We start from the raw sequence: 14,039 nt of genomic DNA, 5'->3' as shown, positions 1-14,039 counted from the left end.
TGCTTAATTATGAGAATCGTTGTACAACGTGTGCAAGCTGCAAGTGTGAAAAACAGCCAAATAGCGCGCTCTATAGATCGTGGTTTATGCTTACTCGTAGGCGTTGGCGAAAATGATACAAAAGCGGATGCAGATGTACTCGCTAAGAAAATTGCAAATTCTCGCATTTTTGAGGATGACAACGGCAAATTAAATTTAAATGTCCAACAAATCGAAGGCGATATTTTGTCAATTTCACAATTCACCTTATATGCGGATGTGCGAAAAGGCAATCGACCAGGATTTAGTAAAGCAATGTCTCCAGATGAAGCCAATGCGCTATATTTATATTTTAATGAGCAATTACGTACTTATCATTTGGCAGTTGAAACAGGTCAATTTGGAACAGATATGCTTGTAGATATTCAAAATGATGGACCCGTGACGATAATCTATGAAAGTATAGATGGCAAAATCCTATGAAAAAAGTAGATCAATGGTTAAAGAAAAAGAGAATCAAACCGCATAGATTTTATTTAGCGTTACTTATTTTGGCTGTTATCATTGCAATCCTCATTTCCTTTATTTTAATTAAAGAGAGTCATACGAGCCAAATTCATGTTGTGGAAGATGCAGAAATTAGAACGGGCCCTAATACTGCATTTCCAGTGATATATAAAGTTAAAGAAGGCGATAGCTTTATCAAAATAGGGCAAAGCGGCAAATGGGTAGAAGTACGTTCACCAGATGGCAAAGAAAAAGGTTGGATTGCTGGCTGGCATACGAATCTAGACATTAAGGAAGATGAAAACCCTTATGCCCATCCATTAAAGAATAAAGTGATCGTTCTTGATCCGGGACATGGTGGCGGAGATCAGGGTGCTGCCAGTCAAACGGGTAAGAAAACTTTAGAAAAAAATATGACTTTAAAAACAAGTTTAGAATTAAAAGAACTGCTTGAAAAAGAAGGTGCAAAAGTCAAATTAACACGCACTAAGGATGAGTATGTTAAATTGAAAGAAAGAAACTTAAAAGGCGATGTTTTTATCAGCATTCATAATGATGCGCTTGACTCACCAAATGCGAATGGCGCAACCGTTTATTGGTTCCACGAACAGCAACAAGCACTTGCGGAAACTTTAAATGCAAGTATTCAAAAGAAAGCGATATTATCTGATCGTGGTCCAAGACAAGAAAACTATCAAGTTTTACGACAAACAGAAATGCCTGCTGTTTTACTTGAACTTGGCTATATTAGTAATCCAACTGACGAAGTGTTGATTAGAGATACAAATCATAGAAAGATAGTTGAAACTGCTATCGTTGATGGATTAAAAAATTATTTTTTAAGTTAACATCTTGAAACTGAACATAAAAACAGTTATGATAATGAATGAATTTTATATTTATCACCGTTAGTATTCTTGAAGAGACTTTTTAGATTCATGAAGAAATGCAGAGAGTTTATCCTAGGCTGAAAGATAAACCTTCAAGTTAAGTTGTTGAACACAAGAAGAGGTACTTTATGAAAATAAAGTCGTACGGCCAACGTTACTGGCTATAGAGTGAAGTACAATCGTGACAGTTGATTGTACTTAATTAGGGTGGCAACACGGCTTAAAGTACGTCCCTTGTATGCAAAAAGTCATACAAGGGGCTTTTTTTATTCAAAATTCGATGACTGGTGCAATCAATGATAAAGGAGAGATGAAGATGATTCACATTCCGCGTGGAACGCAAGATATATTACCTCAAGATACTTCAAAATGGCAGTATATTGAATCAAAATTAGATGAATTAATGAAACTGTATAACTATCAAGAAATTAGAACACCTATATTTGAAAGTACAGATTTATTTGCACGTGGCGTTGGTGATTCAACTGACGTTGTGCAAAAAGAAATGTACACATTTAAAGATAAAGGGGATCGTAGTATTACTTTACGACCAGAGGGAACAGCTGCTGTAGTAAGAAGTTATATCGAAAACAAAATGCAGGGTAATCCTAATCAACCTGTTAAGTTGTATTATAATGGGCCAATGTTTCGTTATGAAAGAAAACAAAAAGGACGCTATCGTCAATTTAATCAATTTGGTGTTGAAGTGATTGGTGCTGAAAACCCAAGTATTGATGCTGAAGTTTTAGCATTAGTCATGCATATCTACCAATCATTTGGTTTGAAAAAACTTAAACTTGTCATTAATAGTGTTGGTGATGCAGAATCACGTAAAGAATATCAAGAGGCGCTACGTGAACACTTTAGACCTGTCATCCATAATTATTGTCAAGATTGTCAAAATCGAATTGAGACCAATCCAATGCGTATTTTAGATTGCAAAGTCGATCGCAATCAACCAGAGATGAAAACAGCGCCTTCGATCATTGATTATTTAAACGATTATTCAAAATCGTATTTTGAAGAAGTGAAAGCACACTTAGATCGTTTAGGTATCCCGTATGAAGTGGATCCAACACTTGTTCGTGGATTAGATTATTACACGCACACAGCGTTTGAATTGATGATGGATAACGAAGCGTATGATGGCGCAATCACTACACTTTGTGGCGGTGGCCGTTACAACGGTTTGTTAGAGTTATTAGATGGACCAAATGAAACAGGTATTGGATTTGCGTTAAGTATTGAACGTTTACTATTAGCTTTAGAAGAAGAAGGCATCGAATTTCCAGAAGAAAACCAAATCGACTTATTTATTGCAACTATGGGAGAAAAAGCGGATCATTATGCTGTAACATTACTTAACCGTTTGAGACATGACGGCATTTCAGCTGATAAAGATTATTTGTCACGTAAATTAAAAGGACAAATGAAACAAGCTGACCGTCTTAACGCAACCTATACGATTGTAATCGGGAATCAAGAACTAGAAAATGGCGAAGTTGCAGTGAAACATATGGCAACGGGAGAAGCAAAAACAATGAAATTTGAAGAAATTGAAAGATATATTAATGGAGGAAGAAAGTAATGAACAAACGAACGACGTACTGTGGTTTAGTCACAGAAGCATATTTAGGACAAGAGATTACATTAAAAGGTTGGGTCCACAACCGCAGAGATTTAGGGGGCCTTATCTTTGTAGATGTTCGTGATAGAGAAGGCTATGTACAAGTCGTATTTAATCCTGATTTCTCTGAAGAAGCATTAAAAGTTGCTGAACGTATTCGCTCAGAATATGTTGTTGAAATCACAGGTACAGTAACGAAAAGAGATCCAGAAACAATTAACCCTAAAATTAAAACCGGTCAAATCGAAGTACAAGCGAAGTCTATCGAAATTATTAATCAATCAGAGACACCCCCATTTTCTATCAATGAAGATAATGTCAATGTAGATGAAAATATTCGACTTAAATATCGCTACTTAGATTTACGACGCGAAAAGTTAGCGCAAACATTTAAAATGCGCCATCAAATTACAAAATCAATTCGTACATTTTTAGATGATCAAGATTTTTATGATGTGGAAACGCCTGTCTTAACAAAGTCTACACCTGAAGGCGCACGTGACTACCTTGTCCCATCTCGTGTACATGAGGGTGAATTTTATGCACTTCCTCAATCACCACAGTTGTTTAAACAATTGCTTATGATTAGTGGATTCGACAAATATTATCAAATTGTTAAATGTTTCCGAGATGAAGACTTACGTGCTGACCGTCAGCCTGAATTTACACAAATCGATATTGAAATGAGCTTCGTTGAACAAGAAGATGTCATTCAATTAGGTGAAGCAATGGCTAAAAAAGTTGTATCTGATGTTAAACAGGTTACTTTGACAGATGCATTTCCACGTATGACTTATGCTGAAGCAATGGAAAGATATGGAACAGATAAACCAGATACACGATTCGGTATGGAATTGATTGACGTTTCAGAATTAGGTCAAATTATGGACTTTAAAGTGTTTAAAGGTGCTGTTGAAAGTGGCGGCCAAGTGAAAGCCATCGTCGTTGAAAATGGTGCTAAAGATTACACAAGAAAAGACATCGATGGTTTAACTGAATTTGTTAATATTTATGGTGCTAAAGGATTAGCATGGGTTAAAGTTGTAGAAGATGGCTTGAATGGACCTATTGCACGATTTTTTGAAGCCGAGCATGTTGAAAAATTACAATCGCTCACAAATGCTAAAGATGGAGACCTCGTGTTATTTGTTGCTGATACAAAAGAGGTCGTTGCACAAAGTTTAGGCGCTTTACGAAATAAATTAGGAAAAGAAAGAGGTCTGATTGATCCTGAACAATTGAATTTCTTATGGGTTACTGACTGGCCATTGCTTGAATATGATGAAGAAGCGCGTCGTTATGTAGCAGCACACCATCCATTTACTTCACCAAAAGTAGAAGATATCGAATTATTAGAAACAGCACCTGAAAAAGCGCAAGCACAAGCGTATGACCTCGTTTTAAATGGTTATGAATTAGGTGGCGGTTCTATCCGTATTCATAATGGAGAATTACAACAAAAAATGTTTAAAGCACTTGGTTTTTCTGATGAAGCAGCACAAGAGCAATTCGGATTTTTATTAGATGCGTTTAAATATGGCGCACCTCCACATGGCGGAATTGCATTAGGACTGGACCGTTTTGTGATGTTATTGTCAGGTCGTACAAATTTACGTGATACAATCGCATTCCCTAAAACTGCATCGGCTACAGATTTATTAACAGATGCGCCGAGCCCTGTATCTAACCGCCAATTAGATGAATTGTCTTTGCGTATTAAAAACATTTAAAATATCATTTCACGGCATGATAAACTTATTATTTGCTAAATCACTGATTTGTGATATGATGAATTCATAAGATAGTCGTCTGCAATGTTCGTAAGTTCGCTTTTTGTATTTTGACCTAACACTCTTTGATCAGGGAGCCCAATGGGTTTTCTTGCAGCGCACACGCCTCTCAAGGAGGACTTGCAAAACAAGAAACAGGGCACCCACCTGTATATAGCAGGCCAAAATGATCAAGCATTTTCAACTACGGCATGACGGATTCTATCGGTACGCAAGACACTTTGTCTTGCGTATTTTTTATGCTTTTACATATAAATGTATAACTTAGCTATGAAGGAGATTAATATGAAACATCAATTTTCTCGTAATGAACTTGCAATCGGACAAGAAGGATTAGACAAGTTGAAACAAACAACAGTAGCTGTATTAGGTGTGGGTGGTGTAGGTTCTTTTGCAGCAGAGGCATTAGCACGTACGAACATTGGTCACATTATTTTAATTGATAAAGATGATGTCGATATTACAAATGTGAATCGTCAAATACATGCACTGACAACAACAATTGGGAAAAGTAAAGTTGCTTTGATGGAAGAGCGCATTAAACTGATCAATCCTGATTGTAAAGTCACACCTCTACATATGTTCTATACTGAAGAAACGTATGAACAATTATTTAATGACTATGATATTGATTATATTGTTGATGCAAGTGATACGATTATTTATAAAGTTCATCTTATGGAACAATGTCTAAAGAGAGATATTAAAATTATCTCAAGCATGGGTGCTGCCAATAAAACAGATCCTACACAATTTGAAATTGCTGATATTTCAAAAACACATACAGATCCAATCGCTCGAGTAATAAGAAATAAATTAAAACAAAAAGGCATTAAAAAGGGCATCCCTGTTGTTTTCTCAGGGGAAAGTCCAATCGTGATTCGTGAAGATGTCAAAGCAGTGGTAGGCGATGCTCAAGGCAAAAATAGAAAAGCTCAAATGCCACCCTCTTCTAATGCATACGTACCAAGTGTTGTCGGTTTAATATGTGCCAGTTATGTTTGTAACGATATACTGAAATCTATTCCATTACAACGTATTAAAGATCGTTAAGTATAGAAATTGCACACTAAAAAAGTTTTATCCTAAAAAAGAAGCGCTAAGACGATTTTTCATTAAAAATCATCTTAGCGCTATTTTTTTAGGGATGGATGTCCTAGGTGTTTTACAAATAGAATTTATAAATTAATTGTCATTAATAACAAGAGCGCCTTTTACTTTTGATGAAGCTGATTTTGTTGCTTTTTAATATTGTCATAGATTTGTTTAAAATGTTGTTCTGTTTTAGAAGTGTCTTTTGGCTCGTAGTATTCTCGTTTTGCTAATAAATCAGGTAAGTACTGTTGGGCGACAAAACCATTAGAGAAATCATGAGGATATTGATATCCTATTGCGCGTCCAAGAGATTTCGCGCCTTCATAGTGACCGTCTCTTAAGTAATCAGGGATTTGGCCTACATGACCTTTACGGATATCACTAAGTGCAGCATCAATAGATTTGATAGCAGAATTGGATTTTGGTGATAAACAAAGTTCGATAACCGCTTGACTTAAAGGAATTCTAGCCTCGGGAAAACCAAGTCGTTCAGCCGCTTCGATTGCTGCGAGTGTACGTTGTCCTGCACCAGGAGAGGCTAAACCAATATCTTCATAACTAATCACTAGTAAACGTCTAGCAATCGTTGGTAAATCTCCAGCTTGAATGAGACGTGCTAAATAATGTAATGCCGCATTGACATCACTTCCGCGTATCGACTTTTGAAAGGCACTCATCACGTCATAATGCATATCACCATCTTTATCACTCAGAAAAGCCCCGCGTTGAAGGCAATCTTCAGCATCTTGAATTGTGATATGTGGCGGTTTCTCACTAGAACTCAGTACGGCAAGCTCTAATGCATTTAAAGCGCTGCGTACATCACCTTGACTCTGAGTAGCAAAATATTCAAAAGCATCGTCGTCCACGACAGGCTCATAGCTCAGTAATCCTCTCTCCTCATCTTCTAACGCATGTGTCAACGCTACTTTGATATCGTCTTTATCAAGAGGATATAATTCGAAAATTTGTGCACGTGAGCGAATCGCAGGATTTATAGCGTGATAAGGATTAGAAGTTGTAGCGCCTATTAATACAATTTTCCCGTTTTCTAAGTGCGGTAATAAAAAATCTTGCTTCGCTTTATCCAATCTATGGATTTCATCTAATAACAAAATGACTTGTCCTGACATTTTTGCTTCTTCAACTATCATTTGCATATCTTTTTTAGTATTAGTTACAGCATTCAGTTGTCTAAATTTAAATGCGGTACTTCCCGCAATAGCTTGAGCAATGCTTGTTTTTCCTATGCCAGGAGGACCATAAAAAATCATAGAAGACAGTCTTTTTGCATTTACCATGCGTCGAATAATCCCTTTATCGCCAACGAGATGCCTTTGTCCTATCACTTCATCTATATTTCTAGGTCTCATTCTCGAAGCTAACGGTTCGGTTAACATCTTTATCCCTCCGTTAAGATTTGTTTTGTACTCTGATTGCATTGGTATTATAATAATATAAATAATGATAAAATCAAACTAAATCGGATTAAATAAGGTGAGGTAAAAATATGAAAATATCGACTAAAGGAAGATATGGTTTAACGTTAATGATTGCCTTAGCAAAGCGTCAAGGGACTGGATGTGTGTCGCTTAAAACAATTGCTGAAGAAAATCATTTAAGTGATTTATATTTAGAACAACTTGTAGGACCTTTGCGAAATGCAGGCTTAATTAGAAGCGTTAGAGGTGCAAAAGGGGGCTATGAGTTAAAAATGCCCGCAAATGAAATTACTGCGGGGGATATCATTCGTTTATTAGAAGGGCCACTGACGATAGTTGAACGAATGGAATCAGAGCCACCTGCACAACAACAACTATGGCTACGTATGAGAAATGCTGTTAAAGAGGTGCTTGATCAAACAACATTGAAATCTTTAGCAGATGATAAAGAAAGAGACGAACTCGAAGGCTATATGTTCTATATTTAAAATACGATTCAATCAACGTTATTCTAAGGAGGCTACAAATTATGGAACAGTTTCAATTAAGAGATGGTAATAATATTGATCAATTGGGCTTTGGGACATATAAATTGAATGGCACTCAAGGTGCACATGCGATAACTGAAGCACTCAAGTTAGGATATCGTGTATTAGACACAGCATATAACTATGAAAATGAAGGTGCCGTTGGTAAAGCAATACAAAATAGTCAAATAGGTAGAAATCAAATTTATGTGACTTCGAAATTACCAGGCCGTTATCAAAAAGATGCAAATGTTTATGAAACCATTCAAGAGTCACTTTATCGTCTTCATTTAGATTACATTGATTTGTATTTAATTCATTGGCCAAATCCAAAGCAAGGCTTATTTGTTGAAGCCTGGAAAGCTATGATTGCAGCACAAAAAGCAGGTTTAATACGTCAAATTGGTGTGTGTAATTTCTTGCCGGAGCATATAGAACAGCTTGAAAAAGAAACAGGCGTATTACCTGTCGTCAACCAAATTGAGCTACATCCTTACTTTAACCAAAAAGAGATGATTCAATTTCATCAGCAAAAAGGTGTTTTGACTCAAGCTTGGAGTCCATTAGGACGGGATAACGGCGTTATGGAAGAAGCGGTTTTACGACAATTAGCAGAAAAATATGATAAAACACCCGCGCAAATTATTTTAAAATGGCATATTCAAAATGGTGTGATGCCAATACCAAAAGCAACATCGGCTCAACGTCAGCAAGAAAACCTAAATGTCTTTAATTTCTATATTACAGATGAAGACATCCAATTAATTAATCAATTAACTAAAAAAGATGGAAGAAGAAAAGGACAAGATCCAGCTGTTTACGAAGAATTTTAATGACGATGTTTAAATTCCATGATTTGTGGAATAAATAGAGTAGTTATTAATAAAGGAGGCCTTTAAATGTCAAATAGTGAAAATAAATTTGAACAAGCAAAAGGTAACGTTAAAGAAACAGTAGGAAATGTAACAGATAATAAGTCACTTGAAAATGAAGGTAAAGGTGACAAAGCTTCAGGTAAAGCTAAAGAAGCCATTGATAACGTTAAAGAAAAAGCTAAAGACGCTTTAAACAAGTTTACTGGCGACGATAAATAAGAATTTAATTAAACATTATCATATAAATAAGCTTCCAAGGTTTCCCTTGGAAGCTTATTTTTTGTGAAATATTAAGGCTGTACACTTTATATGGTGGTTATGTGTCTATAATAATTAAGTCGCAAACTTCCGATTGCTTCTTCGAGTCTCGCTTTCCCAGGCGCCTTACCTCAACTAATTTTGGCTTTTATTGTAGCTCATAAGAAGCCAAAATGGATTTTCGGTTTCGGCTCTATGCCTCGGGAGTCTCGACTCGGTACGCAATCTATTTAAGCAATTTCACTATTGAAAAGTGGCATTGCTTACTTTATGAATTACACGTTTTACAGAAGATGCAGAAACGTTACAATCACTTGCGATATCAGTTTCTGAGCGAACTTGTGTTGCTTTATCTATAATGGCTTTCTGAACATGGTTTGAGATAAAACAGTTATCCTCAACAACATTTGTTTTAGAAGTAAAAGTCCGACCACAAACCATACATTTAAAACGTTGTTTTAACAGATTTAAATACACTGCTATCTCTTGGAATCTTAAAAAAGTAATTCGCGATAAACGTTTTCCGTGTTTGTGTATTCGGTTTGGATTCGAATGATAACAGTGAGGACAAGTCATAGGCTTGTAAGAAAGGGGACCAAAGATGACGTTAGATTTCTTACCTCTAATAACTACATCTTCTTCAACTTTAGTGATTTTAATATTATTATCTTTAATTTTTAGTAACTTTAATATATCATTACACATAGGCGCAATATGTCTCCTTTATTTTTGGTTTAGTCACTTAAAATGATAGAGGCATTTGCGCTATTTTTGTACAAAAAAGCAGGATGACTTATGTCATCCCACCATAAAAAATGAAGAACCAATATTAAATAGATGTTCCTCTTCAATATTTACAAAAATGATATAAATTGCAGTTAAATCTTATTGTTGATTTCTTTCATCCATTATTTCTTTAAAATACTGATATGAGCGGTGTTGTAGTTTTGTATCATAAATATAACTAACAGCCATAATTTCATCAATTTCTCCATATTGTTCAATAAAAGCATCTAATTGCTGATTAACTGAAGCTTTGTCTCCAATAATAGAATCTTGTAAACGTGCTTTTGCAAGAGCGACTTCACGTGGTGATAAAACATCACCCAAATCGTCTGTTGGGGGTTGCATTTTACGCATACGCCCATTTAAAATGCTTGCAAAAACTTGCGCTTGTGTTGTAGCTAAATATTGTGATTCTTCAAAGGTATCAGCAACAATGACATTTAAAGCAACAATAATATAAGGTTCTTTCAAATAGGCTGAAGGTTGGAAGAGTTCTTTGTATATTGCAAGGGCTTCTTTCATTTGTTGTGGAGCGAAATGCCCTGCGAAAACATAAGGTAAACCTTCTCGAGCAGCTACATGTGCTGAATCGGTAGATGATCCTAAAATATACAGCGGCACATTTTTATTAACAGCGGGAATTGCTTTAACGTAGCCTTGATTAGAGTCGGGTCCAAAATATTTTAATAATTGTTGAACTTCTTCAGGAAATTTATACACACCATCATGCTGATCTCTTCTTAAAGCACTGGCTGTTGCCATATCCGTTCCCGGTGCTCGGCCTAAACCAAGATCGACACGGTCTCCATATATCGTTTTTAGTGTTCCAAATTGTTCGGCAACAATTAATGGCGCATGATTAGGCAACATAATACCGCCTGAACCGATTCTCATGTGCGTCGTTTGGCTTAATGCATGCTGAATAAGTATCGCGGTTGCTGAACTGACTAAATTTGGAGCATTGTGATGTTCTGCAATCCACAAACGTTCATATTCTTGTTGCTCAAGATGCTTAGCAAAATCGACCATTTGCTCAATTGCATCTATATCAGAACTGCCTTCACGTATAGGAACAAGATTTAAGGCAGAGTATTTCATTTGTTTTGTCATATCTAAAACACTCCTTTTCAGAATAGAGTATAACATTTTCTAAATAGTGAACTCATGAAAATTGCTTAATGCTATCGTTGAACTCTCTTATTTGAAAGATTACAATGAAGATAAAACAACGTGAAATCAGTAAAACGACGTACTAGAATTTTTATACCGCAAATGCTAAAATAGGAACATTGATTATGAGAAAGGATTGACGTGATTATGGGCGTTTATGCAGATTATGCTGCAACAACACCTGTTAAACCAGAAGTTGTTGATAAAATGATGACCATCTACCAAACGCATTTTGGTAACCCTTCATCTATTCATTCACAAGGACGTGATGCGAGAAGCTTGCTTGATGCATCTCGACGTACGGTAGCAAACTACTTGAATGCACAACCCAATGAAGTTGTATTTACGAGTGGTGCAACTGAATCCAATAATACAATCATCAAAGGCATCGCTTACGCAAATCAATCAAAGGGCAAACATCTAATTACAACAAAAATCGAGCATCATTCTGTGTTGCACGTTTTTGAGTACCTGGAAGAACAAGGATTCGAAGTTACTTATTTAGATGTAACACCTGAAGGCCTAGTCGATATCGAGCAATTGCGAAACAGTTTGCGAGAGGACACAACGCTTGTGTCGATTATGTTTGTTAATAATGAAGTTGGGACAGTTCAACACGTATATGATATTCAGCAAGTACTGGCGCCTTATGAAGCATACTTTCACATGGATGCTGTACAAGCTGTAGGGCATTTGCCGATTGATGTAGAAGATTTAAAGGTAGATGCGCTCAGTATGACTGCGCATAAGTTTGGGGGCCCAAAAGGCGTCGGTGTACTTTATATTAAAAATGGAACACGTGTTACTTTTTCTCAGTTAGGTGGAGAACAAGAAACAAAAAGAAGAGCTGGAACTGAAAACTTAGCACAAATCGTTGGATTAGCAGAAGCGCTCAAAATTGCGGAATCATCACGTGATGATAACAATGTTCATCTAGCACAATTACGTGAGCAGCTACTTGTCGCGCTGCAAGATCGTGCCATCCCTTTTGAATACAATGGCTCTATGATTGATAGTACGAATCATATTATTAACTTATACTTTCCGTTTATAGATGTAGAAACGTTACTTACTTTGCTAGATCTTGCTGGCATTTATGTATCGTCTGGTTCGGCATGTACCGCAGGATCCACTATACCGTCACATGTGCTGTTAGCAATGTTTGGTGAAAATAGTCCAAGAGTAAATCAATCCGTTCGCATTAGTATCAACGAACAATTGACTGCTAGAGATATGCAATTGATTGCAACTGAAATTCAAAAAATCTATTTAAAATTTAAGGAGGAAAATACGTGACAAATCAAAATACACGTGTAGTAGTTGGGATGTCAGGCGGCGTAGATAGTTCTGTGACTGCCCATTTACTCAAAGAGCAAGGTTACGATGTAATTGGTATTTTTATGAAAAACTGGGATGATACTGATGAGAATGGCGTATGTACTGCCACTGAAGATTATAATGATGTGATTGCTGTATGTAACCAAATCGGTATTCCTTATTATGCTGTCAACTTTGAAAAAGAATATTGGGACAAGGTGTTTACTTATTTCTTAGATGAATATAAAAAAGGACGCACACCTAATCCTGATGTCATGTGTAATAAAGAAATCAAATTCAAAGCATTTTTAGAGCATGCATTAAAGCTTGGCGCTGATTATGTGGCAACAGGACACTATGCGCGCGTAAGAAGAAATGATGACGGTTCAGTAGAAATGCTTAGAGGTGTAGATAATAATAAAGACCAAACTTATTTCTTAAATCAATTAACAAATCAACAATTAGAAAAAGTCATGTTTCCAATTGGTGATATCGATAAGAAAAAAGTACGAGAAATTGCTTTAGAACAAGATTTGGCAACGGCTAAGAAAAAAGATTCTACTGGCATTTGCTTCATTGGTGAACGTAATTTTAAAACATTTTTATCTCAATATTTACCGGCACAACCTGGTGAAATGCAAACTTTAACAGGTGAAAAAAAAGGACAACACACAGGTTTAATGTACTATACAATTGGTCAAAGACACGGACTTGGTATTGGTGGAGACGGAGAGCCTTGGTTTGTAGTAGGTAAAAACTTAGAACAAAATATTTTATATGTTGAACAAGGATTCCACCATGATGCTTTATATAGTGATTATTTAATTGCTTCAGATGTATCCTTTGTCAATCAAGTTGATTTGACAGTGCCTCTTAAATGTACGGCTAAATTTAGATACCGACAACAAGATATTGGCGTGACCGTTACAGCGCATTCAGAAGATGCTATCAAAGTCACATTTGACACACCTGTTCGTGCCATTACACCTGGTCAAGCCGTTGTTCTCTATGACGGAGAAGTTTGTTTAGGTGGGGCAACGATTGACGATGTTTACAAAAATGAAAGACAGCTTGATTACGTTGTATAAGAAAAGGTGACATTATGAACCAAGAAAAAATTCATCAATTAATAAAAGAAGGCAAATATGAGGATGCGTTACAAGCGAGCTTTGATAATATTGAAGCGCATCCAGAAGAAGTAGAAAACTATATCAATTCAGGGATACTACTTGCCGAAGCGGGAGAAGTCGAAAAAGCAGAGCGGTTTTTCCAGAAAGCCATTACGATTAATCCGAATCATGGTGTGATTTACTATAATCTCGCTAATGTATATTTTAATGAAGCGCGATATCAAGAAGCCATTAAATTATATCAACAAGCCATGTCGAACGAATTAAATAATAAAGACACCAATTATATGCTTGGTCGCTCTTTTATAGAATTAGATGCGAAAAAACAAGCATTACCATATTTAATGCGTGCTGCTGAATTAGATACTGAATTTGAAGATATAGAAGTACAATTCCAATTTGCATTATTAATGTGTGAGTTAGAGATGTTTGAGCAAGCTGTGCCAGTTCTAAATCAAATTTTAGAAAAAGACAATCGTCATGCGGATGCGCAATATAATCTCACATTAGCATTATTTATGCTGAATGGTAATGTTGAAGCGGCAATTCAAGGTTTTGAACGTGCAATCACAATGGATGAAAATCATTTGTTAAGTCATCATGCTATTAAAACGTTTCGTGCCATACAAGATAAGGAGGACTAATG

14 protein-coding genes and 1 other RNA gene are annotated in these 14,039 nt (G+C 36.1%); 12 read left to right on the top strand and 3 right to left on the bottom strand.

What is annotated here, in order from left to right; genetic code table 11:
• Positions 1–9 precede the first annotated feature (9 nt).
• From dtd to HMPREF1208_RS04950, 6 genes are all read left to right on the top strand, one after another.
• Complete coding sequence (gene dtd / locus HMPREF1208_RS04970; RefSeq protein ID WP_016425265.1) at positions 10–462, top strand: D-aminoacyl-tRNA deacylase; 453 nt, start codon at positions 10–12, stop codon at positions 460–462.
• The gene (locus HMPREF1208_RS04965) at positions 459–1,334 is read left to right on the top strand and encodes an N-acetylmuramoyl-L-alanine amidase (RefSeq protein WP_016425264.1); all 876 of its coding nucleotides are present in this window, start codon (positions 459–461) and stop codon (positions 1,332–1,334) included. Before dtd ends, HMPREF1208_RS04965 begins: the two co-directional genes overlap by 4 nt.
• Before the next feature lie 358 nt (positions 1,335–1,692).
• Positions 1,693–2,964 carry a histidine--tRNA ligase gene (gene hisS / locus HMPREF1208_RS04960; RefSeq protein WP_016425263.1) on the top strand — a complete coding sequence of 424 codons (1,272 nt, stop codon included), beginning with the start codon at positions 1,693–1,695 and terminating at the stop codon, positions 2,962–2,964.
• Positions 2,964–4,733, top strand: a complete 1,770-nt coding sequence (aspS, locus tag HMPREF1208_RS04955) for an aspartate--tRNA ligase (protein WP_016425262.1) — start codon at positions 2,964–2,966, stop codon at positions 4,731–4,733. Before hisS ends, aspS begins: the two co-directional genes overlap by 1 nt.
• A gap of 73 nt (positions 4,734–4,806) precedes the next feature.
• A non-coding RNA gene (ssrS, locus tag HMPREF1208_RS11780) (6S RNA) lies at positions 4,807–4,998 on the top strand.
• A gap of 80 nt (positions 4,999–5,078) precedes the next feature.
• Positions 5,079–5,846 (top strand): tRNA threonylcarbamoyladenosine dehydratase, encoded by a 768-nt coding sequence (locus HMPREF1208_RS04950; protein ID WP_016425261.1) that lies wholly within the window; start codon positions 5,079–5,081, stop codon positions 5,844–5,846.
• A 161-nt stretch (positions 5,847–6,007) separates the two neighbouring features.
• On the opposite strand, the gene HMPREF1208_RS04945 is transcribed toward HMPREF1208_RS04950, so the two are convergent.
• Complete coding sequence (locus HMPREF1208_RS04945; protein ID WP_016425260.1) at positions 6,008–7,288, bottom strand: replication-associated recombination protein A; 1,281 nt, start codon at positions 7,286–7,288, stop codon at positions 6,008–6,010.
• Between the two features lie 110 nt (positions 7,289–7,398).
• On the opposite strand from HMPREF1208_RS04945, the gene cymR reads away from it, so the two are divergent.
• The 3 genes from cymR (at position 7,399) to HMPREF1208_RS04930 (ending at position 8,951) form a co-directional block, all read left to right on the top strand.
• Complete coding sequence (cymR, locus tag HMPREF1208_RS04940; RefSeq protein ID WP_016425259.1) at positions 7,399–7,818, top strand: cysteine metabolism transcriptional regulator CymR; 420 nt, start codon at positions 7,399–7,401, stop codon at positions 7,816–7,818.
• A 41-nt stretch (positions 7,819–7,859) separates the two neighbouring features.
• Positions 7,860–8,690: an aldo/keto reductase gene (locus HMPREF1208_RS04935; protein WP_016425258.1), complete on the top strand. Its 831-nt coding sequence runs from the start codon at positions 7,860–7,862 to the stop codon at positions 8,688–8,690.
• Positions 8,691–8,756: 66 nt separating this feature from the next.
• Positions 8,757–8,951: a CsbD family protein gene (locus HMPREF1208_RS04930; protein ID WP_016425257.1), complete on the top strand. Its 195-nt coding sequence runs from the start codon at positions 8,757–8,759 to the stop codon at positions 8,949–8,951.
• A 282-nt stretch (positions 8,952–9,233) separates the two neighbouring features.
• Here HMPREF1208_RS04930 and HMPREF1208_RS04925 read toward each other — a convergent pair whose 3' ends face one another.
• Both HMPREF1208_RS04925 and HMPREF1208_RS04920 read right to left on the bottom strand, forming a co-directional pair.
• Complete coding sequence (locus HMPREF1208_RS04925; RefSeq protein ID WP_016425256.1) at positions 9,234–9,695, bottom strand: ISL3 family transposase; 462 nt, start codon at positions 9,693–9,695, stop codon at positions 9,234–9,236.
• A 180-nt stretch (positions 9,696–9,875) separates the two neighbouring features.
• The gene (locus tag HMPREF1208_RS04920; RefSeq protein WP_016425255.1) at positions 9,876–10,886 is read right to left on the bottom strand and encodes an LLM class flavin-dependent oxidoreductase; all 1,011 of its coding nucleotides are present in this window, start codon (positions 10,884–10,886) and stop codon (positions 9,876–9,878) included.
• Between the two features lie 207 nt (positions 10,887–11,093).
• Here HMPREF1208_RS04920 and HMPREF1208_RS04915 point away from each other — a divergent pair, with 207 nt between their 5' ends.
• Genes HMPREF1208_RS04915 through HMPREF1208_RS04905 form a run of 3 tightly spaced genes read left to right on the top strand, consistent with a single transcriptional unit; the run spans position 11,094 to position 14,037 of the window.
• Positions 11,094–12,242 carry a cysteine desulfurase family protein gene (locus HMPREF1208_RS04915; protein WP_016425254.1) on the top strand — a complete coding sequence of 383 codons (1,149 nt, stop codon included), beginning with the start codon at positions 11,094–11,096 and terminating at the stop codon, positions 12,240–12,242.
• On the top strand, positions 12,239–13,351 hold the full coding sequence (gene mnmA, locus HMPREF1208_RS04910; protein ID WP_016425253.1) for a tRNA 2-thiouridine(34) synthase MnmA: 1,113 nt from the start codon (positions 12,239–12,241) through the stop codon (positions 13,349–13,351). Before HMPREF1208_RS04915 ends, mnmA begins: the two co-directional genes overlap by 4 nt.
• A gap of 11 nt (positions 13,352–13,362) precedes the next feature.
• Positions 13,363–14,037 (top strand): tetratricopeptide repeat protein, encoded by a 675-nt coding sequence (locus HMPREF1208_RS04905; protein WP_187364098.1) that lies wholly within the window; start codon positions 13,363–13,365, stop codon positions 14,035–14,037.
• Positions 14,038–14,039 lie beyond the last annotated feature (2 nt).

Source organism: Staphylococcus sp. HGB0015, from assembly GCF_000411275.1.
In the GTDB taxonomy this organism is placed as follows: Bacteria; Bacillota; Bacilli; order Staphylococcales; family Staphylococcaceae; genus Staphylococcus; species Staphylococcus schleiferi.
This window is presented reverse-complemented; position numbering and strand designations above follow the sequence as displayed.